Genomic DNA, 23,828 nt, shown 5'->3' with positions numbered 1-23,828 from the left:
ATTTTGATAGTACAAAACTAATCAAAAATTACCCCCGAAAGGAGCCCTTCCAATTTTTTCTTACCGATTCCGGGCACTTTTTCTAGGTCTTCCGGTTTTTTGAAGGGTCCAGAGGCCTCCCGGACGGCAATAATCTTCTCCGCGAGCTTGGGTCCGACCCCTTTCAAAGCACAAAGTTGTTCCGCAGAAGCCGTATTTATATGCACTGGGAGCGAAACTTTGGCCTTTTTTTTCTTTGAACGGGACTTTCCTTCGGAGCGTCCATCATCTGTTCCGGCACCGCCAGATACTCCAACATGTGAATATTCCAATTTGGACGATTCATCCACCACCGATGGTGCATTGGCCTGCACCTCGATGACATCGTTTTCAACAATCGAGGGGAGCCCCCAAGGCAAAAAACGGACGACCAGCCCTACCACGAACAAGCAAAGAGCCAGGTGGAGAAGTTTCTTTTCGGGAGAATTCATAAGCACTCCCGGCGGAGAAATTTACTTTATTTGTAACCCATCCGCCTATTGACGTTGATGAAGCAAAGCGTCCACCGATTCGACATCGGAAGGGACATCCACAGACACCGAAGGATACGGGCTCTGGACAATGCGAATCGGGCGCAAACCCAGTATGCGCATCTGTTCCAGCGAGCGCTCCAATTCCACGGGGCTCTGCGGCAGGGAGGAAAATTCATCGCGGGCCGCCCTCGAATAAGCGTAAATCCCTTGATGCTGGTACCAGAGCGAAGCCTCCTCCGGCGGGACTTCGCGGGTAAAATCAACGGCAAGGCCATCATGGACCTTGACCTTCACGACCGTCTTGAGTTGCGCTTCGGCCGGATTTAGCGGGCACGCGACCGTAACCCAACTTTCCGGATGCGCAGCAAGTTCGCGGGCCACATCGCAAAGAACAGATGGCTCCACCAGCGGTTCGTCCCCCTGCAAGTTCACGACAAGGTCCAAGCCCAGCACACGGGCAGCCTCGGCAACGCGGTCCGAACCCGTGGCACAAGCACCGGTCATCACATATTCAAATTCTGCTTTTAAAACTACCTCGGCAATTTGCTCCGAATCGGTAGCGCAGACAATCCGCTCAAAACAGCCTGCCAGCCGGGCCCGTTCCAGCGTGCGGACAATCATTTCCTTGCCCCCGATTTTGACGAGGGGTTTCCCGGGAAAGCGAGAAGACCCCATCCGGGCGGGGACGATACAATGTACAGGCATTACAGGCCAGCAGTATTAGCCGCCAATCACCTTGGGAATGGCAAAGTGGTCGTTCTCGACGGCGGGAGCGTTCGCGAAAGCCTGTTCCAGGGTAAAGCCCTGCACTGGCACGTCTTCGCGAAGAATCGTCGCACCGTTTTCGACGGCGGTCATAGGTTCCACATGCGAAAGATCGAGCGCCTTGAGGGCGTCCAGGTGATTCAGCATCTTGTCGAGATGGCCCTTGAACGCGGGAATTTCGTCTTCGGAAATACTCAGGCGGGACAACTTCGCAAGCTTCAGAACTTCATCATTTTCAAGCATAAAACCTCGTTTCTTACACTAACAAGATAGTAAAAAGAGAGAAGCTAGAGATTAGAGGCTACCTTTGACCACTTAGTGCTTTAGCACTTATGTGGGCATGGCCACCTTTAGGTGGGAGGCTAGTGAAAAGAATCACGCACTTCGTGCGTTGATAATAGACGGCGAAGCCGTGTTATTTCTCCCTAGCCTCTAGATCCTAACCTCTAGTCTCTACCCTACTATATCCAGTGCAGCGTACTTCAAGATTATTGTTCGCACGACGTTGTCACGGGCAAAGCGCACGTCTACGCGGGCATTGTCCCCTGTGCCGTAAGCTTTCATGATGACACCGACCCCATACTTGGAATGGCTCACCTTGACTCCTGCGTGGAACGGATTCTCGCTGTACTCGTCGTAGACGATTTGCGGACCGGAGGTCGACGCCTTCTGGACCTTGATAGGATTGCGGTAGACAATGTGCTTGTCGTTCTTCTTGATTGACGAGGATACAGGCGATGGGCGGTTGTAACTGCCCGAAAAACGACCATAACTGGAACCGCCAAAACCGGAAGACTGGCCAAAACTCCGACCATAGCTGCCCGACGAAGCGGTGGGGCGGTGGGCAAAGGCCGGAGGCATATTCGGGCGCGGTGCCGGAGAACCTTCATTGATACATGGGGTAAATTCCACAACTGTAGGATCCAGTTCCCCAAGGAACCTTGACGGAGCAAACGGACGAACCGTGCCCTGGTAGAATCTCCGTTCAGCATGGTACAGATAAAGTTTCTTTTCGGCACGGGTACAACCCACGTAGAAAAGGCGGCGTTCTTCTTCCATCTGCTCGCGCATGGAATCTTCGGCAGAAAGGAGCGATCCTCGAACCAGCGGGAAAATTTCCTCGTCACAACCGGCGATATGCACCGTATTAAATTCAAGCCCCTTGGCCATGTGAATCGTCATCAACGTGACATGGCCCTTGGAATCGTCCACCTTCTTATCGGCATCAGTCAAAAGCGAGATGTCTTGCAAGAAGGCATCCAGCGTGGCACCGGGATGTTCTTCGTCGAATTCGCGGACGGCGTTCACCATTTCGTCCAAGTTAGCGCAACGCTCGTCGGCAGTCAACTCGTCTTCTTTCCGCAGGAATTCCTTATAATCCAAGTCCTTGATAATCTTTTCAACAAGGATAGGCAACGGAGTCTCCCCCGCCGCAATCAAGGCCTTCCAAGAATTAATCAAGTCCACAAAAGGCTTGAGCTTTGTCGCAGCACGGCTTGCACTGGAAGCTTCCGAAACAAGCACGTCCCAGAACGTTCCGCTACCCATGCGGACTAGCCCAAGAATGTTTTCCACAGTCGTCTTGCCAATCGAGCGCGGCGGCGTATTGATAATTCTCAGGTAAGCGGCATCGTCTTTTTCGTTCGCCATCAGGCGCAAGTACGCGAGAATGTCCTTGATTTCTTTACGGTCCCAGAAGCGCGTTCCCCCAAAAATCACCGAGGGAATACGACGATCGTTCAGCGCCTTTTCCAAGGCACGGGATTGGGCGTTGGTGCGGTAGAAAACAGCAGTCTTCGAATAGTATTCCGGGCCCGCGACAGCAATAAGGTCTGCAATCGTCCCCGCTTCGGAGCGGTCGTCAACCAGGTGACGCACGCGAATCGGGTCGCCCGCTTCTTCCTTCGAAAAGACCTTCTTCACCATTTCGGCCGGGCGGATATTATGGGCGATTACGGAACCAGCACCTTGGACAATATTGCTTGTCGAGCGGTAGTTGCGTTCCAGTTTTACAATCGTCACCGGAGCAAAGTCGCGATGGAAATTACGGATAATCTTGATGTTTGCGCCACGCCAGCCGTAAATGCTTTGGTCGTCATCGCCCACCACGGTTACATTCTTATTTTCGTTTATCAGCAATTTCAGAAGTTCGTACTGGACGTCGTTCGTATCCTGGTATTCGTCGACCACCACATACTGGAAGCGCTCGGCCAGTTGTTTCGCCAAATTCGGTACCTTCTGGAGCAATAGAACCGTATTGAACAACAAGTCGTCGAAGTCCATCGCATTCGATTCGCGCAGGCGCTTCTGGTATTCGGCATAGTAACGCGCATAGCGTTCCGCATCGGCAAACTCGGCATTTGCCATCGCCACTTCGGGAGTCTGCAATGTTGCCACCCCGTGTTCATACAAAATGGTATTCTTGTAACGCGATATGGCACCATGGACTTTCTTGAGGTCGGAAACATCGTAGGACTCGCCCATTTCCTCTTTCAAAATTTCCTTCAGAATCTTCCGCTGGTCGTCATCGTCGTAAATGGAGAAATTGGCATCGTACCAGTTGCCGCCCAGAGCTTGCACAACAAAGGACTTGCCCAGGCAAAGTTTAAGCAGTTTAAGGCATACGGAATGGAACGTTCCCATCCATTTGAAAGGCAAATGACGATCGTCCAAAAGATTTTGAATACGTTCTTTCATTTCACGGGCGGCCTTGTTGGTAAACGTCACCGCCAAAATACTGTCAGAAGACACATCGTAAGACGAAACTATATGGGCAATCTTATACGTAATACAACGTGTCTTTCCCGAACCGGCACCAGCAAGAATCAGCATCGGGCCATTAATTTTCTTCGCGGCGGATGCTTGTTCCGGATTCAAATCGTTATCTAAAACAGAACTATCTACAGTCCTTACATTTTGGGCCATCAAACGCTCCTATAAGACATACGGGAGGGGAATATAGAAATTAGGGGCTAGGATCTAGGGGCTAGGGGTTAGGGGTTAGGGAAAAATATCACGGCTTCGCCGTCTGTTATTAACGCACGAAGTGCGTGATTCTTTTTCCCTAGCCTCTTGTCTCTAGACTCTATTCTCTAGCTTTGAGCCTCACTAAGCATCATCGGCGGCGGATGCGCCAACAGCCTGTTCCAGCGTAGTTGCGCCGTCCAAGGCCTTCTGGATGCCGTCCATACGCAGCGTAATCATCCCGCATTCCTTCATGGCGGCACGCTTGATGACGTCGCCCGAAGAACGCTTGATGATGAGGTTACGCACCGTCTCGTTCGGCACGAGGAACTCGTAAATACCGCAACGACCCTTGTAGCCCGAACCGTCGCACTTTTCGCAACCGCGCCCGTGGTAGAACTGCATGTCTGGAGTGAGGTGCAGTTCTTCGCGCAGGGAATCCGAAATCTCGACCGGCTCCTTGCAGTACTTGCAAATGCGGCGCACAAGGCGCTGGGCAAGCACGCCCTTGATAGCAGTCGACACAAGGAAGGGTTCCAGTCCCATTTCGAGCAAACGAGGGAATGCACCGGCAGCGTCGTTTGTATGCAACGTACTGAAGACCAAGTGACCCGTCAAAGCAGCTTCGATAGCCATGGACGATGTCTCCTGGTCACGCATTTCACCGATCATGATGACGTCCGGGTCTTGACGGAGCAAGGCACGGATGCCCGCGGCGAAGGTGAACCCCGCCGCATTGTTGATTTGCCCCTGGTTCACCCCGTCGATGTTCAATTCCACAGGGTCTTCCATGGTCGAAATGTTAATCGTCGAATCAAGAATCTCGCGGATGGAGGCGTAAAGCGTAGTAGACTTACCGGAACCCGTCGGGCCGGTCACAAGCACAATACCGTTCGGAGCATTAATACAATCGAGGAACTGCTTGAGCACACGAGCGTCGAAACCCATGTCCTTCAGCGGGAACTGACCCGAATTCGGGTCCAAAATACGCATAACGATTTTTTCGCAAACGCCGCGCTTGCGCAAAGAAATCGGGAAAGAGCTCACACGGAGGTCAACTTCGGCACCCTTGTAACGCACGGTAAAGCGTCCGTCAAGGGGTTTACGCTTTTCGGCGATGTCCATCTTGGACAAAAGTTTAATACGCGAAAGAATCTGCGGCATCAAACGTGCCGGAATCGGGGACATCACCTGCAAGTCACCGTCAATGCGGTAACGGAGCTTGAGGAACGTTTCCTGCGGCTCCAGGTGAATATCGGAAGCGTGGCGGGCAATAGCTTCGTGAATCAACGTCGTCACGATTTTCACGACCGCTCGGCCTTCTTCGTCGCTCAGTTCAGGTTCATTGCTGTTGTTCGCATCGCGGTCGACCGTTTCCAGTTCACCTTCATCCCTAGACTCGCTGATAAGTTCGGCAAGGGATTCTTCGGCAGGGCCATGACCGGAGTACACTCGTTCTATCGCCTTGAGCACATCCTTTTCGGAGGCCATGACGATATCCACTTCCATCTTTACCTTGAACTTCACGATGTTGATGACACGCATATTCGTCGGGTCGGTCATCGCGATTGTCAACGAAACGCGCTGCATGTGCCGTTCGTCTTCGGCTTTCAGGACAAACAGCGGCACAATCTTGTAAGTCTTGCACAAATCTTCGGGAAGAAAGGTATAGGCATCCGGATCGATGATGAAGTTCTCGAGCCGTACATACGGGACCTCGAACTGCATCGACAGGATTTCGATTAGGCGTTCTTCGGGCATGAAGCCCAAGTCGACAAGGGTGCGTCCCAAGCGCTTGCCCGTGGTCTTCTGCATCTCGAGCGCCTTGTTCAGCTGTTCCTCGTTGATGTAGCCCTGCTTGAGCAGCATTTCACCAATACGCATCTTGGTGGAGGACTGCATCTGGACGCCAAGAATGCTTGTCAGCGTATCTTCGCTGACCATGCCCAAGCGCAGGAGAATCTTGCTCAACATCAATCCCGTGCGCTTGTGTTCGGCCATGGCATGGGCGAGCTGGTCTTCGTCCAGGATTCCCTGACGCAGCAAAAGCTGCCCTAAATTCAATTTTGCACTACTATTCATATATGGGACCAAGCCTGTGCTTTAAGTAAATTCCTCTTCCCTTCCGGCCCGAGGCCAAAAACCCCGGAACCGGCCAAGACCGTTCCAATCCTTGAAACGGTCCCCAGGTGTTCGTTATCATTCAACAATATACTTTTTGTATCTGCAAAAGAAAACAGTAAATTGTATTCTTCACCGCCATTCAGAGCCAAATCCAGCGCCGAAATTTTGAAAAAGTCGGCCATTTCGAGAACTTCCGGGTCGATCGGGAGCTTTTCCAGGTCGATTTCCATCGAAACGCCGGACGAAAGGGCCAAATGGTTCAGTTCCGACGAGAGCCCGTCGCTGATGTCCATGCAGGCATTACAGCCCCCCAACCGAGCCAGTTCCGCACCCGCGGATTCCCGGATTTTGGGGCAAAGGTGGTATTCCACCAGGCGGGCAAAACGGGAGGCTTCTTCGGGATGGTTCATGAGCAGCCACAACCCGGCGGCGGACTTCCCCAGCGTCCCCGTCACGTAGACTCCGTCCCCGGGGCATGCGGCACTCCGCAAAAGAGGCTTTTCAGCGGACAACTCCCCTAACAACGTTGTTGAAAATACTGTCGCATCGCCGGCAACCGTATCGCCGCCAATCAGCGCAATACCGCGCTTCGCGAAGCCATCGGCAAGGGCTGCCGAAATGCGGGAACGCATCGGTGCATCCCACGACTTGTTCAGACAAACTCCCAACAGGGCCATGCGCGGCACGCCCCCCATCGCAGAAATATCGGACACATTCGAGACGATATGCTTCTCGACAGCCTGCTCCGGCGTGGACCAATCCATACGGAAATGCACGTTTTCTACCGACAAGTCCTTCGTGGCGAGCCAACCGTCAAAAATGGCGGCGTCGTCCCCGACCGGCAACCACTCCCGGTAACGCGGCGGACGCGCTTCCATCGAGGCCGATTTGTCCAAAATGGACTCGACAAAACGGAACTCACCGAGGGGCGGAAATTTTGCTTTTGGGGATAACATGTGCATAAGTTAGAAATTAAATGAGAATTGGGCAAAAAAAATAAAAAAAGGCCAAAAAATAGAATACTAATTACATAAGAAAATAGTTATCTTTAATGCCGTGGGACACATATTCTTCATAGCACCTTCATCGCCCGGCAGTTTGGAAAAACTCAGCCAGTGGACCTTGCGGTGGTTGCTCGAACGCGACCTCGCCATCGATTCCACGATGTACACGTGCAACAGCATCGAAGACGCCACCAGCCTCCTGGAATCGGCGCTCAACTTCGGCCAGTCCCCCACGCTGATTATCTTTGACCATTCGGACCGCCCCACCAAAAAGAACATTGCGTTCAGCCAGGCGCTCCGCGATGCCATCCCCGAATCCTGGGTGATTGAGTTCGTTCCCGACAACATGCCCGTGCAGCAAGACGACGACAACCTGTTCTGGGTACGCCGCCCGCTCACCGAGGACGAATGGGACGAGACCTTGGACCTGGTCCTCTTGAAAAGTGGGTCTCCGCAATGGGCGAAGGTAGAAACCTAGCCCCCGTCAAGGTAAAGGGCGTAAGCTATTTCGGCGTGCGTTCGCCTAAGCACGCAATTTCAGACATGCAAGGTATCAAGGCCGCGGGCTTCAACGCGGTGCTCCACACGTGGAGCGAAGAAGACCTGCAATACTATTTTGACACCATGAAGGAAATCGTGGACCAGAGCGCCGAGCTCGGCCTCAAGGTCTACGTGAACCCCTGGGGCGTCGGCCGCGTGTTCGGCGGCGAGGCGTACTCGGAACTCACCGCCAGGAACCACGACTTGTGCCAGGTGGCGCTTGACGGCAAGCCCAAGGTGGCCGCCTGCCCGAACCACCCAGAATTCCGCGCCTACATGCACCGCTGGATCGAAACCGTGTGCGCGACGAAGGTCGACACGATATTCTGGGACGAGCCGCACTTCTATTTCGAAAAAGGCGGACTCCAGAACTGGAGCTGCCGCTGCGAAAAATGCCAGGCCAAGTTCCGCAAGCAGTTCGGCTACGAAATGCCTGCAGAGCTCACCGACGACGTGTTGAAGTTCCGCGAAGATAGCCTCATCGACTTCTTGAAGGAAATGACCGACGACGTACATGCCCGCGGCAAGCGCAACTGCGTGTGCATGCTCCCGCCGTGGTTCCCCGCCGGGCTTGACGACTGGGGCCGCGTGGCGAGGCTTGCAAGCGTCGACGAAGTGGCCAGCGACCCGTACTGGGAACGTGGCGCCGCCGAGGAATGGGTCCGCGAGAAATACGCCGAAACAGCAAAGAAGCTCGTGGATGTCGCCCGCCAATACGGCAAGGCCGTGCAGATGTGGATCAAGGCGTACCAGATAGAGGCGGGCCGCGAAAACGACCTCGCCATCGCCGTCGAAGAAAGCCGCAAAGCAGGTATCGACAACATCTTCGCATGGAGCTACCGCGGCACCGAAACGCTCAGCTGGCTAAAAAGCGACAACCCGGACGAAGTCGCCCGGGTGTTCAGGAATGCTTTGCGCTAAAAAAAACTAATCCTGGCGCTACTGCGTAGCGCAGATTCTGCGCCTCGGAAATGGTCGCTCAAGTAAACTTGGCGACCACTTCACTCGGCTTGTTAATCCTTGAGGCAACGGACAGAGATTGCCCTGTCCTTGCCAAAGATACCCAAGCTCGCACTATCCTCGTCGCCCAAAAAACCCATGCTGTAGGCGTGGTAGGTATCGTACTGAGTGATAGTCCAAAATTCAGTATAGTAACCACCATGAGCGAAATGGCCGTCGGCCATCGTGCCAGCAGGGAGCGCAGAGAAACCATAGGCATCCGTACCGTTGGCGTCACCGTCGCCGTATTTACGATTCCAGCCAGTCTGCGCCTTGAGCATCTTGCCAGCAACGCTTTCTCCGCCCACTGCGGTAAACAACTCTTCAACTTCCGCAGAATCCGGCAAATGCCATCCTTCAGGACACAAACCTCGTACCCTGCCGGAAAGGACGCAGGTCTTGCCAATGGCGCATTTCTCAGGCTTGTCAATCGCTCTCGCCCATTCATAAATACGACCGTACTTGGAGCAGTCACCTTCGTTCTCACCGCTTCCGCCACCACACCAGCTAAACACAGGGGCGTAGTTCAGGTTCTCCGCCATCCAGATCTGTTTGCCGATGGTCACTATCCTGTAGAACTGCCTGTCACGGGAGTCCAACATCCAGCCGAACTCATCTTTACCATCGGCTCCGTTGCGCAGCTTAACCGACTTGCCGTCGGTACAGGTAATCTCTACTCCGTCAGAGACTTCTACGGCAGAGCAACTGGTACCAGCCTTGCCCGTGTCTCCCTTGGCGCCCGTGTTTCCTTTCAGCGAAGCAATCCATTCTTCTTCGGACCCCTTGTAGCCGCCAGCTTTGGCGATTTCGTAAGCGGAAAGACCGTCTTTACCCGTCGCACCGGAATCACCTTTTGCGCCCGAGTCGCCCTTGGCACCGTCCTGCCCGTCTTCCCCATTCAGCACCACGCCGACTGAATCGCCGCCGCACACAATCTTGTAGCCGTTGCCGTCTTTCAGGGCCTTCACCGTGCAAGAGGAACCGTCTTTGCCATCAGCCCCAGCCAAACCGGCTGCGCCAGCCGCTCCATTTGCACCATTCTTCCCATCTTTTCCATTCTTTCCATCGGCGCCATCTTTCCCGTCTTTACCCTTTATCGGGGTCCATGTCCCGCCGATACAAGTGTAAGCCTCCGCAGAATCCACGGAATAGGCCATCGCCCCTTCGCTGTCTGCGGTACACTCGGGCAAGGCATCGCCTTCTTCCACCATCTGCATCCCGACCACCTGGGTTACCTTGGTCACTTCGGTAACTTCGTCACCACAGGCGGCAAACATTGCCGAGACAAACAAAATGGACCCGATCGCGGCGCTCCGCCGGCCCCAGGGTGACTGTTTGGAGAATAAATTCGACATATTTCCTCTTTTTAAAAAATTTTCATAACAATGTGGATTGAGGCCAAGTCTAATCCTTGAGGCAACGAACCGAGAATGCGACGTCCTTATCGCAGTAGACCAAGTACGCATACTCAGTTTCGTAGAACAGCCCCATGCCGTAGGCGACGTAGCTATTGCGCTCAGTGGCACTCCAGAAGGAAGTGCCGTCACCCCAAGCGTCGAAGTTGCTGCCAGCAGGGAACGCAGAGAAACCGTAGGCGTCCGTACCGTTGCCACTTGTACCATCGTCATCATTCCAGCTCCAGCCAGACTGCGACTTGAGCTTCTTGCCTGCAGTGCTATCCCCGCCCACTGCGGTAAACAGCTTGTTCCATTCCGTGGTATCAGGCAAGTGCCAGCCTTCAGGGCACACGCCACGCACCTTGCCGGAAAGCCCGCAAGTTTTGTCGTAACCGCATTCATCTTCGGACTTGCCAACTGCAACAGTCCAAGTGTAGAGACGACCGTACTTTTCGCAATACTTGGCACTATCATTGTAGCAGTAGCTACCTGTTTCAACTTCGTAGTTCAGGTTTTCGGCCATCCAGGTCTGATCGCCGATGGTCACTGTCCTGTATAGATGCTTGTCACGATAATCCAAAATCCAGCCGTCTATATAACCGTCGTTTCCATCTTTACCGTCAGTTCCGTTACGCAGCGTGAACGAATTGCCGTCGGGACAGGTAATCTTTACACCGTCAGAAACTTCTTCAGCAGTGCAACTGGTGCCAGCCACGCCCGAGTCGCCCTTGGCACCCGTGTCTCCTTTCAGCGAAGCAATCCATTCTTCTTCGGATCCCTCGTAGCCGCCAGCTTTGGCGATTTCATAAGCGGAAAGGCCGTTATTGCCCGTCGCACCGGAATCACCTTTTACGCCCGAGTCGCCCTTGGCGCCGTTCTGCCCATTCAGCACCACGCCGACGGAATCGCCGCCGCATACAATCTTGTAGCCGTTGCCATTTTTCAGGGCCTTCACTGTGCAGGAGGAACCGTCATCGCCATCAGCCCCAGCCGAACCGGCTGCGCCAGCCGCTCCATTTGCACCATTCTTCCCATCTTTTCCATTCTTTCCATCGGCGCCATCTTTTCCGTCCTTGCCCTTCATCGAGGTCCAAGTCGTGCCGATACAAGTGTAAGTCGCAGCAGAATCCACGGAATACACCATCACACCCTCGTTGTCTGCGGTGCAGCTGGGCAAGGCTTTGCCTGCATCCACCACCTGCACCCCGGCGGCCTGGGAGACCTCGGTCACTTTGGAGACTTCGTCGCCACAGGCGGCAAACATTGCCGAGATAAACAAAACGGACCCGATCGCGGCGATTCGCCAACCCCAGGGTGACTGTTTGGAAAATAAATTCAACATATTTCCTCTTTTTAAAAAATTTTCAAAAACAATGTGGAGTGAGGCTAAAAGCTAGTCCTTGAGGCAACGAACCGAGAATGCGTCGTTCTTACCGCGGACGTTCAAGTCCGCACGCTCACTGCTGTAGCCCAGACCCATCTTGTCGCCGCCGACGCTACCGTACTCAGTGGCACTCCAGAAGTTAGCGATGTCGCCAGCACCGCTGAAGTCGCCATTGTAGTACTTTACGCCAGCAGGGAGCGCAGAGAAACCGTAGGCGTCCGTACCGTTGCCATTATCAACCCAGCCAGTCAGCGACTTGAGCTTCTTGCCTGCAGTGCTATTCCCGCCCACTGCGGTAAACAGCTTGTTCCATTCCGTGGTATCGGGCAAGTGCCATCCTTCAGGACACACGCCACGCACCTTGCCGGAAAGCCTACAAATTTTGGCGTAACCGCATTCATCTTCGGACTTGCCAACTGCAGCAGCCCAAGTGTAGAGACGACCGTACTTGGTGCAATCACCTTCGTTCTCACCGTTTCCGCCACCACACCAGCTATTTTCAGTTTTATAGTTCAGGTTCTCCGCCATCCAGGTCTGATCGCCGATGGTCACTACCTTGTAGAGTTGGTTGTCGCGGTGATCCACCATCCAGCGATCCGCTAAACTTTTTCCATCCTTGCCATCGGCTCCGTGGTTCAGCGTGAACGACTTGCCGGAACAAGTAATCTCTATTCCGACAGAGTCTTCTTTGACTGAGCAACCGGAACCAGCCACGCCCGAGTCGCCCTTGGCACCCGTGTCTCCTTTCAGCGAAGCAATCCATTCTTCTTCGGATCCCTCGTAGCCGCCAGCTTTGGCGATTTCATAAGCGGAAAGGCCGTTATTGCCCGTCGCACCGGAATCACCTTTTACACCCGAGTCACCCTTGGCACCGTCCTGCCCATTCAGCACAACGCCGACGGAATCGCCACCGCATACAATCTTGTAGCCGTTGCCGTTTTTCAGGGCCTTCGCCGTGCAATAGGAACCGTCATCGCCATCAGTCCCAGCCGAACCGGCTGCGCCAGTCGCTCCATTTGCACCATTCTTCCCATCTTTTCCATTCTTTCCATCGGCGCCATCTTTTCCGTCCTTGCCCTTGTTCGAGGTCCAGGCCCCGCCGAAACAAGTGTAAGCAGCCGCAGAATCCACGGAATACACCATCGCCCCCTCGTTGTCTGCGGTGCACTTGGGCAAGGCTTCGCCTCCTTCCACCACCTGCATCCCGACTACCTGGGTAACCTCGGACACTTTGGTGACTTCGTCGCCACAGGCGGCAAACATTGACGCGGTAAACAAAATGGACCCTATCGCAACGCTCCGATTGCGCCAGGGAGACTGTTCTGAGAATAAATTCGACATATTTCCTCTTTAAGAAGATTTAAGCAAAAAATAATAAAAAAAGCTCAAAAAGCCCCCCCCCCTCTTTTTATAATAAACGCTATTAGTTGATACGCTTTTTACCATTTATATATATTTTATCCGCAATCCTGATCCAAGAAGGAAATACAGATGAAAAAATTCTTTTCTACGATGCTGTTGGCAATTTCGGCATAACGTTCAGGATCGCACACTAACAAGAATATGAAAAAATCTATCTACACCAGAATCATAGCGGCAACGCTTTTATTTGCATCGTTCACTTTTGCACAACTTGATCAAACCGGCAACGAGACAAAAAGTACCGTCGACAAAACGGACTACTACTATCACGCACACGACGGAATATATTTCGCGACCGTATTCACCTTCGCCTATGAATCCTTAAGCAAGCATTACGAAAGAGAGAACTGGGGAGACGAAGGGACCGACGATATTTCATTCAAAGGTTGGATACCTCCCCTTATCGAAGCCAGGCTTGGCGCTTACTACCTCAACGTTGCCGGTATTTACGGAACTTTTGCATTCGGCCTCGGTACAGGCGACATTGAAGACACGTATCGCAATAAAGAAGACGATTATGAAAGGACGGAGGAAGCATCCGCAACAACCATGAGAATGCTTCTCGGCCTAGGGGCCGATTTTTACCCGCTTCAAGACAAGGAAAGCCTGCTTTACGGCCTATTTTTCGGACTTTGCGGGGGCTTTGCTTTTGAAGCGGCGGAAATCACCTCCGAATATCACTTCCAGAACTCCGACGAGACCTTCCACAACTTCTTTGGCCGAGTTGAAGCCGGTTACGACTGGTGGTTCTGCACGCGCTGGAGAGTTGGTGCATCGTTCAACTACACCTTCGGCGGATTTATGCACACGGAATCCCCTAACAACGATTACAGCGGTTCCAGAAAAGAGGAGCAAACCACAACAAGCCACACCTTCGGCCTAGCCATCCGGATTGCGCACTAGGAACCGATTGAAGCCGTAGAGGGCGTCTCATTTCTTTTTTATTGATACGCTATTTATCATTTATATATATATTTTATCCGCATTCCGGTTCCAAGAAGGAAATACAAATGAAAAAAGTCTTTTCTGCGATACTCTTAGCAGCACTCTGCGCATCTACGCAAATCAGTGCAGCGACATATCCAGGAGAACACAGGGGCTTTTATTTTTCGCAAAACCTTGCGTTTGCTTACACCTCTATTGACCAGACAACCAAGTATAACAGATCCTTCGGTTCCGAAAAAGAAATACTTCTTTTTTCCGGCCCACTTTTTTACAGCGAATCGCGGATTGGCATATCCATTGCGAACTTCGCCTCTATTTACGCCCTCCTTGGAGTGGGCTATGCGTCGGGCTCATACAGCGAAGAAACCAAATATTCCGTCAAAGATCCCGAAAGCAATTCCGATAAAGATTATGAAAACAAATACTTCGAAGACAATGCAAGTTCGGACACACGGTACGCTTTTGGTATAGGCGGAGAATTTTACCCCATCAGGGACGACAATAGTATATTCTCCGGGCTTTTCTTCGGACCTTCCCTGGGCATGATGTTTGACAAAATCACCCATCTCGAAAAAGAAGACGATGAAAAGACAAAAACAACAACCCTGATCAACGCCCTTATACGACTGGAGGTCGGTAAGGAGTGGTGGATTAGCAGGAGCTGGTGCATCGGCGTTGCAATCAGCTATACCCTCGGAGATTCAGAATCAGATGTCGGGCAATACGAAGGCCAGACGAACGTAGAGACCATTTCAAGCAACACGTTCGGCCTGGCGTTCAGGATTGCACACTAAACATTTCATTGTCAGGGTTCCTCATGAAAAAAACAATTACAACAATACTGCTGATTGCAGCCAGCATCTTCGCACAAAATCAAATTGGACAGGCTCAAAATTATCAAGCCCTCCCCGCATCGTCTTACTTGATCGAGCAACCTGATTTGTACTATCACCAACACAGGGGGTTCTATTTTTCGAATGGTTTATCGATTGCCTATACCTACCTTCGTCACCATTACGGTTTTACCACAAGCAAGAACATGGAAGACTCAAAGATTAACGGTTATCTGCTCCCTTACGAGGAAATTCGACTCGGAGCTTCAATCGCTAACTTAATATCCATATATGGAGCTCTAGGCGTCGGCACTGGAAGCGGACATTATGAATATGTCTCCGATTATGCCGAAGACACCACCCTTAACGAAAAAATCGATTGTGATGAAAGACTGTTGAAATTCCTTTTTGGAGGCGGTGCAGAATTTTATCCCATCCGAGACAAGTTGAATCCAGTCTATGGCATTTTCATCGGGCTCACCATCGGCCTTTCAATCGACATGGCTTTAGACCATCATGATTTCGTCTACTATTTCGCACGATTTGAAGTCGGCAAGGATTGGTGGTTCAGCAGACGCTGGAGTTACGGAGTCGCGTTGAATTATACAGCCGGCGATGCAACAAGTGAATACGACAACGAAAGGGATACCTACAAGAATCACGCAATCGGCCTGACGCTCCGGCTATCGCACTAAATTAGCAACAGGCATTTTGTCATTTTAACATATTCCATACGCATCTAGCCCAGCAAAGGGAAAAGCCTTAAAATGAAAAGGATTATCGTTTCGCTCCTGTTTATCGCATCTTGCGTGTTCGCCCAATACGAAACATCCCCCAGCAGCGATCCATATTATCATGCCCATAGAGGTTTCTACTTCAATAAAGCCCTCGGATTCATTTATACATCTACAACGAAGGCCACGACCGACATATACGAAAAATACACATACGAGGAAACGAATAATTTTTCAGGACTCATAACACACAACGAAATCCGACTCGGCATATCCATAGCAAACCTAGTATCTATTTACGCAACTGGCGGATTTAGCTACGGGACAGGTTCCTACGAAGACGAGCAAAAAAACACCGGCGAAAAATTCAATGAGTTTTCTTTTGAAGAGGCGGAAAGCCACAATGAAGACTATAGATTTATTTATGGCTTAGGCGTAGAATTCTACCCAATCCAAGACATGGATAATTCCCTTTATGGCCTATTCCTAGGGCTCAGTGCCGGTGTAGCAATAGACAACATTTACCATACCGACCATTCTTTTGATTATATCGATAAAGACGAAATAGATTGCGCCGATATCGGAAATTTCTTTTTCCGCTTTGAAGTCGGCAAGGATTGGTGGTTCAGCAGACGCTGGAGTTTTGGCGTCACATTGAATTACGCCATCGGTTTCATGGATGAAAATGATTCCTATGCCAATTTCTCAGAAGAAATATCCCAATCCAGTCACACCGTCGGTTTGGCGGTTAGAATTACGCACTAAAAGATTCTTTGACTGGAGCCCTCATGAAAAGAATTGTTTCGACATTGCTGTTAGTCGTAACAAGTGCATTAGCACAATACGAAACTAACCAAAACGAGCCAATCTTTCAAGAACACCTTGGGCTCTACCTTTCTGCGAACCTAGGACTTTTCTACACAACAGAGACAAACATATTCAACGTGGAATCGTCTATCGACGATTCAAAATCAACGGAAGAATTTTCTGGAGTCCTGTCTCTTTTAGATCTCCGTTGCGGCAAATCCTTTAACAACATTGTTTCCTTTTACGGAGTAGCCGGATTAGGGTATGGCATAGGATCGTACGAAGAAAAAGACGAAGAAAAAAATATCGGACAACAGGACGAAAATTATTCTTTCAAGGAAAACAATAACGACATTTTCAGAATCCTTTTTGGTGGAGGCGGAGAATTCTACCCCATTCAAGACAAAGGGAATCCTTTGTACGGCAGTTTCATAGGAATCAATGCAGGCTTTGTCGTTGACATCATCCAAATGACCGAACACGACCACAACCAAGTGTACAAAGACTCATCGACAGTGATTGCACCTGTAGATATCTACTGCAAATTTGAATTTGGCAAAGAATGGCGGCTCAGCAGGTTATGGAATTACGGATTCGCTTTAAACTATACCATCGGCAAACTTGAGAGCAAACAAGGCAACCTGTACAATCATACGAAAAAGACCATTTACAGTGAAACTGTATCCCACACAAGCCATACATTCGGCTTGGCTTTTAGAGTCTCGCACTGACCATGTTAAAAGATAACCCGGGCGAAATCGCCCGGGTGTTCAAGAATGTTTTGCGTTAATAGCTAGTCCTGGCGCTTGTTAATCCTTGAGGCAACGAACCGAGAGTGCGAAGTCCTCATTGATGCGGTTCAAGTACGCAGTCTCATAGTTGTAGTCCAGACCCATGTGGTAGGCGTTGTAGCTATCTTTCTTCTCAGCGGCACTCCAGAAGTAAGCGCAGAGACCCTCTTTATAGAAGCCAATGCCGTTTCTGATACCAGCAGGGAACGCAGAGAAACCGTAGGCGTCCGTACCGTTGCCACTTGTACCATTGTAATCATTCCAGCCAGTCTGCGACTTGAGCTTCGTGCCAGCCTCGCTTATTTCGCCCACTGCGGTAAACAGCTTGCTCCATTCCGTGGAATCAGGCAAGTGCCATCCCGGCGGACAAATACCGTACACCGTATCAGGCAGAGAACAAGTCTTACCATAACCGCAGTCTAGGGCCTTATCCTTATAAAGCTTGACTGAATCAATCGCAGCAGCCCAAGTGTAGAGACGACCGTACTTGGTGCAGTTTTCTGTCTTGGGATCGCTTGCGGTCTCCCCGTAACAGTAGCTATTTTCTGTTTTATAGTTCAGGTTCTCCGCCATCCAGGTCTGTTCGCCGATGGTCACTACCCTGTAGAGTTGCATGTCTCGGAAGTCACAGAGTTGTTTTGCAGGATCGTAAGGTTTGGTTCCGCACATCGCTTTATAAAGCATCGTTGTATCTTCGCCACACGTCAGGGTGATAACTCCATTCGTATCACGCGCAATTTCGCAATTCTTGCCATCACTACCATCAGCTCCATTGCTCAGCGTAAACGACTTGCCGTCGGTACAAGTAATCTTTACTCCGACAGAATCTTCTTCGGCGGAGCAACTGGTACCCGCCACGCCCGTGTCGCCCTTGGCTCCTGGGTCACCTTTTAGCGAAGTAATCCATTCTTCTTCAGTTCCCGTATAGCCGTCGGCTTTGGCGATTTCATAAGCAGAAAGGCCATTATTACCCGTTGCACCAGAATCACCTTTTACGCCCGGGTCACCCTTGGCACCGTCTTTCCCATTTGTACCATTCTTCCCATCTTTTCCATTCTTTCCATCGGCGCCGTCTTTTCCGTCTTTACCCTTCATCGAGGTCCAATTTCTGTTAACACAGTAGTATGCTGCAGCAGAATCCACGGAATACACCATCGCACCCTCGTTGTCTGCGGTGCACTTGGGCAAGGCGTCGCCCGCCTCCAGCACCTGCATCCCGACTACCTGGTTAACCTCGGTCACTTCGGTAACCTCATCGCCACAGGCGGTAAACAGAAGTGCAAAGACCCCTGCCGCTGCTGCGCAGCTCCAGGGAGACTGTTTAGAGAATAAATTCGTCATATTTCCTCATTTTTTTTATTTTAAACGAAATATAATAAAAAAATCATGTTTTTCCCCACCTCAGACCATATAAGACCTACAAAACCAAGCAATTTATACGCACCAGCACAAAAAAGGCGCCCGAAGCGCCCTTGTTTTATAGATAGATTGTCAATGCGTGGATTTTGAAGGGGTTAGGGATCGTCCTTCAGGCAACGAACCGAGAATGCGAAGCGCTTGAGGCTGTTGTTCAAGTACGCATGATCGCTGTGGTAGAACAGGCTCATGTAGTAGGCGCGGTCGCTATTGTCCTCAGTGGCACTCCAGAACTTAGCGTCGAGACCTTCATTGATGAAGTTGCCATCATTGTATCTGCCACCAGCAGGGAGCGCAGAGAAACCGTAGGCGTCCGTACCGTTACCACTTGAATCATTGTAATTATTCCAGCCCCAGCCAGTCTGCGCCTTGAGCATCTTGCCAGCAACGCTTTCTCCGCCCACTGCGGTAAACAGTTTGCTCCATTCCGTGGTATCGGGCAAAAGCCAGCCTTCAGGACACACGCCATGCACCTTGCCGAAAAGGCTGCAAATATGGCCATAGCCACAATCATCTTCAGACCTACCAACTGCGGCAGCCCAAGTGTAGAGACGACCGTACTTGGAGCAGTCTCCTTCATTTTCAACGCGTCCACCGCCACACCAGCTGCTGTCTACTTTATAATTCAGATTTTCGGCCATCCACCATTGATCACCAATTTTCACCGTCTTGTATGTCTGACCATCGCGAGCATCCACCAACTCGCCGTATTCGCAGTTGTCTTCCGTTTCGGTTTTGCAGGGCGTGGCCAAAGTGACTGAACTTGATGAAGATTTCGCCGAACTGCTGCTGGAGATTGCTTCGTCCTTACAGTCCTCGCAATGACGCGAAGAGGAAGAGTCCTCGGAATGACGCGAGGAGGATGATTTCGCTTTGTCTTTGCTGCTGCTTGATTTTTTGCGAGTATCGGCGTTGGTGTCGATGGCCCAATCACCGTTAGTGCAGATGTAATCGTGATCTTCGTCTTTCACGTAGGCGGTCGCGCCTTCGCGGTTGCCGGTGCAAACAGAAAGATCGCCGAAAGTATCCACTACAAAATCGGCCTCGGCAGAAGGGTCCGGTTCATTGGCTTTATTGCCATCGCCACCGCAAGCCGCGAGAAAGAAAGCAGCCATTGCCACAGTCACTATGTTAGCACGCAAAGACGACCTAGAGAACAAATTCGACATATTCCTCCTATTATCCGCACTAAATATAACATCTAATGTTTCTGCAATGTAAAAAAGTGCGCATAAACAAAATTTTTCGGCTCATTTTATCCCCTTTATCCGTCTTAAAGATAGGGACACCTTAAAGGTTTTCTAAAAACATACCCGCTTGACATATACACGTGAAATAGGTATATTATATGATACATAGTTTTGCAGATAGAGAAGGGCAATATTCTATCCGAATTAACGACCAATGGCGTATTTGCTTTACAATGAACGAAGGACAGTTTTACAACGTTGAAATTGTTGATTACCACTAGGAGTTTTTATGAAAAAATACATCAAAACACCGACAATCGGAGAGATTCTGAACGAAGAGTTTTTCACGCCCATGGGACTTTCCGCCTACAAGGTCGCCCAGGCAATCAACGTTCCCGTTTCCAGGATTCAGGACATCCTTCACGACCGCAGGCGAATTACCGTCGACACCTCCCTGAGACTTGCCAAGTTTCTTGGCGTATCCGACGACTATTTCATCTCCCTGCAAGACGACATCGACATCCGAAATCTCAAGATAGGGCTTTCGAAAGAACTCGAAGAAATCAAGCCTTTCGCTGTCGCATAGCTTGCAACTATTTTAAACGTAAAAAAGCCCCCGGCCAAAGCCAGGAGCATTTTGAATGACATTTTGCAAGTAATATTACTTAGCGCGTTCGAGGTAAGAACCGTCGCGGGTGTCCACGCGAATCTTGGTGTTGTTCTCGATGAACAGCGGGATCATCACCTTGGCGCCGGTTTCGAGGATGGCTTCGCGCATCACGTTACCGCTGGTGTTGCCCTGCACTGCCGGAGGAGCTTCCACGATCATCAGGTCGACAAATGTCGGCGGGATGACTTCGATCGGCAAGGTAGAACCGCTCTTCGGGTCCTTCCACCAGGTGACTTCGACGGTAGCGCCGTCAAGGAGCCACACTTCGCAGCCGTTCAGGGATTCCTTCGGGATTTCCATGGTTTCCTGGGAATCGTTGTCCAGGAAGTACCAGGTGGAACCGTCGTTGTACAAATACGTCATCTCAGTGTAGGTCACGTCGGCTTCTTCGACAGTATCGCCGCTCTTCCAGGTACGTTCGAGAGTGCGGCCAGTCACCAGGTTCTTGATGCGGACGCGGTTGAAAGCCTGGCCCTTGCCCGGCTTCACAAACTGGTTCTCGATGATTTCGTACGGCTGGCCGTCGACCATAATTTTGAGCTTCTTGCGGAATTCGTTGGTGCTTACAGTACCCATATTATCCTCTTGTTGATTTTGATTCTAAATTTAGCAATATAATGGAAACATCTGTTAAAGTTTTTACTCAAATTTCCGAATTTTTCGACTATTTGGGCGCCGACCAAGCGGCCAGCATCACCGAGGTCCTCGCCCCCGCCACGCTAGATTCCGACCCGAAATTCCCGTTTATCTGCTCTAGGCACTACGCCGACCTCATCAAGAAATCCGCCGAGCCCGAAGCGCTGATGCGCGAAGTTCTCCCGCTCATGGCAGAGCGCGAGAAGGTTCCCGGATTCGTTGACGACCCCGTGGGCGACCTCCCCGCAGGCAAGTCCGACTGCGTCATCCAGAAATACGACAAGCGCGCCCTCGTTGTATCGACCGCCACCTGCGGTATGCGCTGCCGTTTCTGCTTCCGCAAGAACTATCCGTTCCAGAACATTCCCGACATCGCGGGGCATGTGGGCAACTGGCTCGACACGCACACGGACATCTGGGAAGTCATCCTCTCGGGAGGCGACCCGCTCACGCTCGGCCCGGGCGAATTCCGCGACCTCGTAGAAACTATCGCCGTACACGGCTCCGTGACAACGCTTCGCATCCATACGCGGCTCCCCGTAATCCGCCCCGACATTGCCATGCAGCACTTCGAACTCCTCCGCGAACTGCCCGCCCGCTTCGAATGCGTGCTTGTTTCGCATGTGGACCATCCCGACGAACTCGACGAGGAATCACAGATGGTATTCGGGCACCTGCGTTTCAGCGGCTGGACACTGCTCAACCAGAGCGTGCTGCTGAAGGGCGTGAACGACAATGCGGCGACGCTCGAAAAGCTGAGCCACAAGCTGTTTACGCAAGGAGTCCTCCCCTACTACCTGCACCAGTTGGACCACGCGAACGGGGTCGCGCACTTCGAGGTGGACGACGACCGCGCACGGGAACTCATCGCCGAAATCCGGACCAGGCTCCCCGGTTACCTTGTACCAAAGCTCGTGAGGGAGATTGCTGGGGAAAAGAGTAAGACGCCTATTTAGACGAGAGAACGGACCTTCGGTCCTACAGACGAGAGACGAGAGATAAAGTAGGAAGTAGGAAGTAGGAAGTAGGAAGTGGGAAGTGATTAGTGGTTAGTGGTTGGTGGTTAGTGGTTGGTGGTTAGGGGTTAGGATCTAGGGGCTAGGGAGAAATATCACGGCTTCGCCGTCTTATATTGACGCACGAAGTGCGTGATTCTTTTCACTAGCCTCTAACCTCTAGTCTCTAGCCTCAGCGCTCATTGCTCACAGCTCACTGCTCGGGCCCCGAGCCTGGAGCCTCATCGCTAGAACAACGTCTTGACGCCGAACCCGATGATTCCATCGAGATAATTCTCGCCATTCCTCAATGCGTAATAGATGTTCACGCTCCAGTTGCCACGGTACTGCGTAAAGCCGAGGCCGTAGCCCTGTTCGCGTGCCCAGCCATGCCCCGGAGCCATACGCCGGTAAAGGCCAGGCTGGTAGAAAACTTCGATACTCAAGTCGTAACCATCCTGCCAAAGGACAGCCATTTCAGAAAATCCGTAACTGCGACTGCGCAGCATGTGGTACTGCATCCCCTTGAAAGAATCCAAGCCTCCCAACGAGAAAAGGTCCATCCGCTTGACGGCCGCATCGGTGGGGAACACTCCGCCCGCAGCCCCCGTGAAACGGGTTATGAAGTTCCCGTACAACGGCATGTACGTCACCACGCGGGCGTGCGCATCAAGGAAATTGTCCAAGGAATCAGGGCGGTCCATCTTCCACGTGAGGGAGCCATCCATACGCCAACCGTTGCGCGGCAATACAAACCGATCGAGCGACACATACGACATTTCAAGCGAAGAAAGTTTGCCGTCTTCGCTGATGCCAAGGAATACACCAATAGTGAAATCAAAACCGATTTCGCGCGTCACGCCCAGTTCACCGACGATTTCCCTTTCGGCATCATCTTCGTCATCAAAAATTTCCTCGTCAAACCGTCCGCGAACAATCAAGTTCCAGTTCGTCCCTAAAATCCAGGGTTCCTTGTAGCTGCCGAACATGTGTCGGGCATCGTCGCCTGTATAGCCTTCCAAAATCAAGTCTCGCGCCGTACCAGCGATATTGTAGAGGTTCACGTCAATCAAGCCTTCCCATACGTTGTCTTCGCTGGAATAGGTCAGCACCCCTTCTGCCTGCGAAACCGATGCCTTGCGCATACTGTACACGGGGAAAATCCTGTTGCGGACTGGGTCACGGAACAGGCGCGTCGGTGAAGTCATCTCGAAATAACCCAAACGGGCCAGTTTCCGCTCCGAACGTTCCAAATCCGAAAGGGATACCGGCTCGCCCGCCTCAAGGCCGCTCAATTTCCGGAACACCTCGGGTTTCGTCCCGCTGGAATCCAAGTTTTCGGCAGGGGCCCAGACCCAGCCCATCCCCCGTTCGAAATCCAACGACAAAACGCCCGCACTATCAACGGAACCTTCCAATTTCACGGCAATAAAACCATGATTCTCGTAATAGTCGACCAGTTTTTTCCGCGCGACAAGCCAAGCATCGCACGGCTTGCCGACAACACTTTCCATCTGGGCCTTGTCGAAGTCAATGGGATTCCCTCGCCATTCAATACGGGAAATGCGGCAGCCTTCACCGGCATGCGAAAAAACAACCAGGAACAGCACAGCAAACAACAGGGCAGACAAATTCCACCCTGCCCGAGAATGGCGAACCCGAGCCGCTTGCACCTGGAGTTTTTCGTTCACATCGACCAT

22 protein-coding genes and 1 pseudogene are annotated in these 23,828 nt (G+C 51.6%); 10 read left to right on the top strand and 13 right to left on the bottom strand.

The window, feature by feature from the left end:
• Positions 1–17: 17 nt before the first annotated feature.
• The 6 genes from Q0Y46_RS08365 to thiL form a co-directional block, all read right to left on the bottom strand.
• A complete protein-coding gene (locus tag Q0Y46_RS08365) occupies positions 18–470 on the bottom strand; it encodes a helix-hairpin-helix domain-containing protein (RefSeq protein WP_297946586.1) in 453 nt (150 codons plus the stop codon).
• A gap of 45 nt (positions 471–515) precedes the next feature.
• A complete protein-coding gene (locus tag Q0Y46_RS08360) occupies positions 516–1,217 on the bottom strand; it encodes an NTP transferase domain-containing protein (protein WP_297946584.1) in 702 nt (233 codons plus the stop codon).
• Between the two features lie 15 nt (positions 1,218–1,232).
• Positions 1,233–1,520, bottom strand: a complete 288-nt coding sequence (gatC, locus tag Q0Y46_RS08355) for an Asp-tRNA(Asn)/Glu-tRNA(Gln) amidotransferase subunit GatC (protein WP_297946582.1) — start codon at positions 1,518–1,520, stop codon at positions 1,233–1,235.
• 210 nt (positions 1,521–1,730) lie between these two features.
• Positions 1,731–4,202 (bottom strand): UvrD-helicase domain-containing protein, encoded by a 2,472-nt coding sequence (locus tag Q0Y46_RS08350; RefSeq protein ID WP_297946580.1) that lies wholly within the window; start codon positions 4,200–4,202, stop codon positions 1,731–1,733.
• A 183-nt stretch (positions 4,203–4,385) separates the two neighbouring features.
• Entirely contained in the window at positions 4,386–6,323 is a 1,938-nt protein-coding gene (locus tag Q0Y46_RS08345; protein WP_297946578.1) for a type II/IV secretion system protein, read from the bottom strand.
• Positions 6,320–7,321, bottom strand: coding sequence for a thiamine-phosphate kinase (thiL, locus tag Q0Y46_RS08340; RefSeq protein WP_297946576.1), 1,002 nt, complete (start codon positions 7,319–7,321; stop codon positions 6,320–6,322). Before thiL ends, Q0Y46_RS08345 begins: the two co-directional genes overlap by 4 nt.
• A 100-nt stretch (positions 7,322–7,421) precedes the next feature.
• On the opposite strand from thiL, the gene Q0Y46_RS08335 reads away from it, so the two are divergent.
• Positions 7,422–7,847 (top strand): hypothetical protein, encoded by a 426-nt coding sequence (locus Q0Y46_RS08335; protein WP_295683194.1) that lies wholly within the window; start codon positions 7,422–7,424, stop codon positions 7,845–7,847.
• Positions 7,826–8,830, top strand: coding sequence for a hypothetical protein (locus tag Q0Y46_RS08330; RefSeq protein WP_297946574.1), 1,005 nt, complete (start codon positions 7,826–7,828; stop codon positions 8,828–8,830). Before Q0Y46_RS08335 ends, Q0Y46_RS08330 begins: the two co-directional genes overlap by 22 nt.
• A 92-nt stretch (positions 8,831–8,922) precedes the next feature.
• Here the strand turns inward: Q0Y46_RS08330 and Q0Y46_RS08325 are convergent, their stop codons facing one another.
• The 3 genes from Q0Y46_RS08325 to Q0Y46_RS08315 are packed head-to-tail and all read right to left on the bottom strand — an operon-like array spanning position 8,923 to position 13,030.
• On the bottom strand, positions 8,923–10,263 hold the full coding sequence (locus tag Q0Y46_RS08325) for an FISUMP domain-containing protein (protein ID WP_297946572.1): 1,341 nt from the start codon (positions 10,261–10,263) through the stop codon (positions 8,923–8,925).
• Positions 10,264–10,312: 49 nt separating this feature from the next.
• Positions 10,313–11,647, bottom strand: coding sequence for a fibrobacter succinogenes major paralogous domain-containing protein (locus Q0Y46_RS08320; protein ID WP_297946570.1), 1,335 nt, complete (start codon positions 11,645–11,647; stop codon positions 10,313–10,315).
• A gap of 51 nt (positions 11,648–11,698) precedes the next feature.
• Positions 11,699–13,030 (bottom strand): FISUMP domain-containing protein, encoded by a 1,332-nt coding sequence (locus Q0Y46_RS08315; protein ID WP_297946568.1) that lies wholly within the window; start codon positions 13,028–13,030, stop codon positions 11,699–11,701.
• A 222-nt stretch (positions 13,031–13,252) separates the two neighbouring features.
• Here Q0Y46_RS08315 and Q0Y46_RS08310 point away from each other — a divergent pair, with 222 nt between their 5' ends.
• The 5 genes from Q0Y46_RS08310 to Q0Y46_RS08290 all read left to right on the top strand — a co-directional run bounded on the left by Q0Y46_RS08310 (position 13,253) and on the right by Q0Y46_RS08290 (position 17,161).
• Complete coding sequence (locus Q0Y46_RS08310) at positions 13,253–14,014, top strand: hypothetical protein (RefSeq protein ID WP_297946566.1); 762 nt, start codon at positions 13,253–13,255, stop codon at positions 14,012–14,014.
• A gap of 107 nt (positions 14,015–14,121) precedes the next feature.
• Positions 14,122–14,850, top strand: coding sequence for a hypothetical protein (locus tag Q0Y46_RS08305; protein ID WP_297946564.1), 729 nt, complete (start codon positions 14,122–14,124; stop codon positions 14,848–14,850).
• Between the two features lie 245 nt (positions 14,851–15,095).
• Positions 15,096–15,584, top strand: a complete 489-nt coding sequence (locus Q0Y46_RS08300) for a hypothetical protein (RefSeq protein ID WP_297946562.1) — start codon at positions 15,096–15,098, stop codon at positions 15,582–15,584.
• A gap of 72 nt (positions 15,585–15,656) precedes the next feature.
• Positions 15,657–16,388: a hypothetical protein gene (locus Q0Y46_RS08295; protein ID WP_295682333.1), complete on the top strand. Its 732-nt coding sequence runs from the start codon at positions 15,657–15,659 to the stop codon at positions 16,386–16,388.
• Positions 16,389–16,411: 23 nt separating this feature from the next.
• The gene (locus Q0Y46_RS08290) at positions 16,412–17,161 is read left to right on the top strand and encodes a hypothetical protein (protein ID WP_297946560.1); all 750 of its coding nucleotides are present in this window, start codon (positions 16,412–16,414) and stop codon (positions 17,159–17,161) included.
• Positions 17,162–17,239: 78 nt separating this feature from the next.
• Here Q0Y46_RS08290 and Q0Y46_RS08285 read toward each other — a convergent pair whose 3' ends face one another.
• Together Q0Y46_RS08285 and Q0Y46_RS08280 are read right to left on the bottom strand one after the other, a co-directional pair.
• A complete protein-coding gene (locus Q0Y46_RS08285; RefSeq protein WP_297946558.1) occupies positions 17,240–18,562 on the bottom strand; it encodes an FISUMP domain-containing protein in 1,323 nt (440 codons plus the stop codon).
• 173 nt (positions 18,563–18,735) lie between these two features.
• The gene (locus tag Q0Y46_RS08280) at positions 18,736–19,806 is read right to left on the bottom strand and encodes a fibrobacter succinogenes major paralogous domain-containing protein (RefSeq protein WP_297946556.1); all 1,071 of its coding nucleotides are present in this window, start codon (positions 19,804–19,806) and stop codon (positions 18,736–18,738) included.
• 197 nt (positions 19,807–20,003) lie between these two features.
• On the opposite strand from Q0Y46_RS08280, the pseudogene Q0Y46_RS14925 reads away from it, so the two are divergent.
• Positions 20,004–20,108, top strand: a pseudogene (locus tag Q0Y46_RS14925) (type II toxin-antitoxin system RelE/ParE family toxin); the annotation flags it as partial.
• 8 nt (positions 20,109–20,116) lie between these two features.
• Positions 20,117–20,413 carry a HigA family addiction module antitoxin gene (locus tag Q0Y46_RS08275; RefSeq protein ID WP_297946554.1) on the top strand — a complete coding sequence of 99 codons (297 nt, stop codon included), beginning with the start codon at positions 20,117–20,119 and terminating at the stop codon, positions 20,411–20,413.
• A 75-nt stretch (positions 20,414–20,488) separates the two neighbouring features.
• On the opposite strand, the gene efp is transcribed toward Q0Y46_RS08275, so the two are convergent.
• Positions 20,489–21,073, bottom strand: coding sequence for an elongation factor P (gene efp, locus Q0Y46_RS08270; RefSeq protein ID WP_073189735.1), 585 nt, complete (start codon positions 21,071–21,073; stop codon positions 20,489–20,491).
• 41 nt (positions 21,074–21,114) lie between these two features.
• Between efp and Q0Y46_RS08265 the strand changes: the two genes are divergently transcribed.
• On the top strand, positions 21,115–22,089 hold the full coding sequence (locus tag Q0Y46_RS08265) for a KamA family radical SAM protein (RefSeq protein ID WP_297946551.1): 975 nt from the start codon (positions 21,115–21,117) through the stop codon (positions 22,087–22,089).
• A 287-nt stretch (positions 22,090–22,376) separates the two neighbouring features.
• Here Q0Y46_RS08265 and Q0Y46_RS08260 read toward each other — a convergent pair whose 3' ends face one another.
• Positions 22,377–23,828: a BamA/TamA family outer membrane protein gene (locus Q0Y46_RS08260; RefSeq protein WP_295682309.1), complete on the bottom strand. Its 1,452-nt coding sequence runs from the start codon at positions 23,826–23,828 to the stop codon at positions 22,377–22,379.

Origin of the sequence: uncultured Fibrobacter sp. (assembly GCF_947305105.1) — a bacterium.
GTDB lineage: Bacteria > Fibrobacterota > Fibrobacteria > Fibrobacterales > Fibrobacteraceae > Fibrobacter.
Note: the sequence above shows the minus strand (reverse complement) of the source record. Positions and strands in the feature narration are given on the sequence as shown.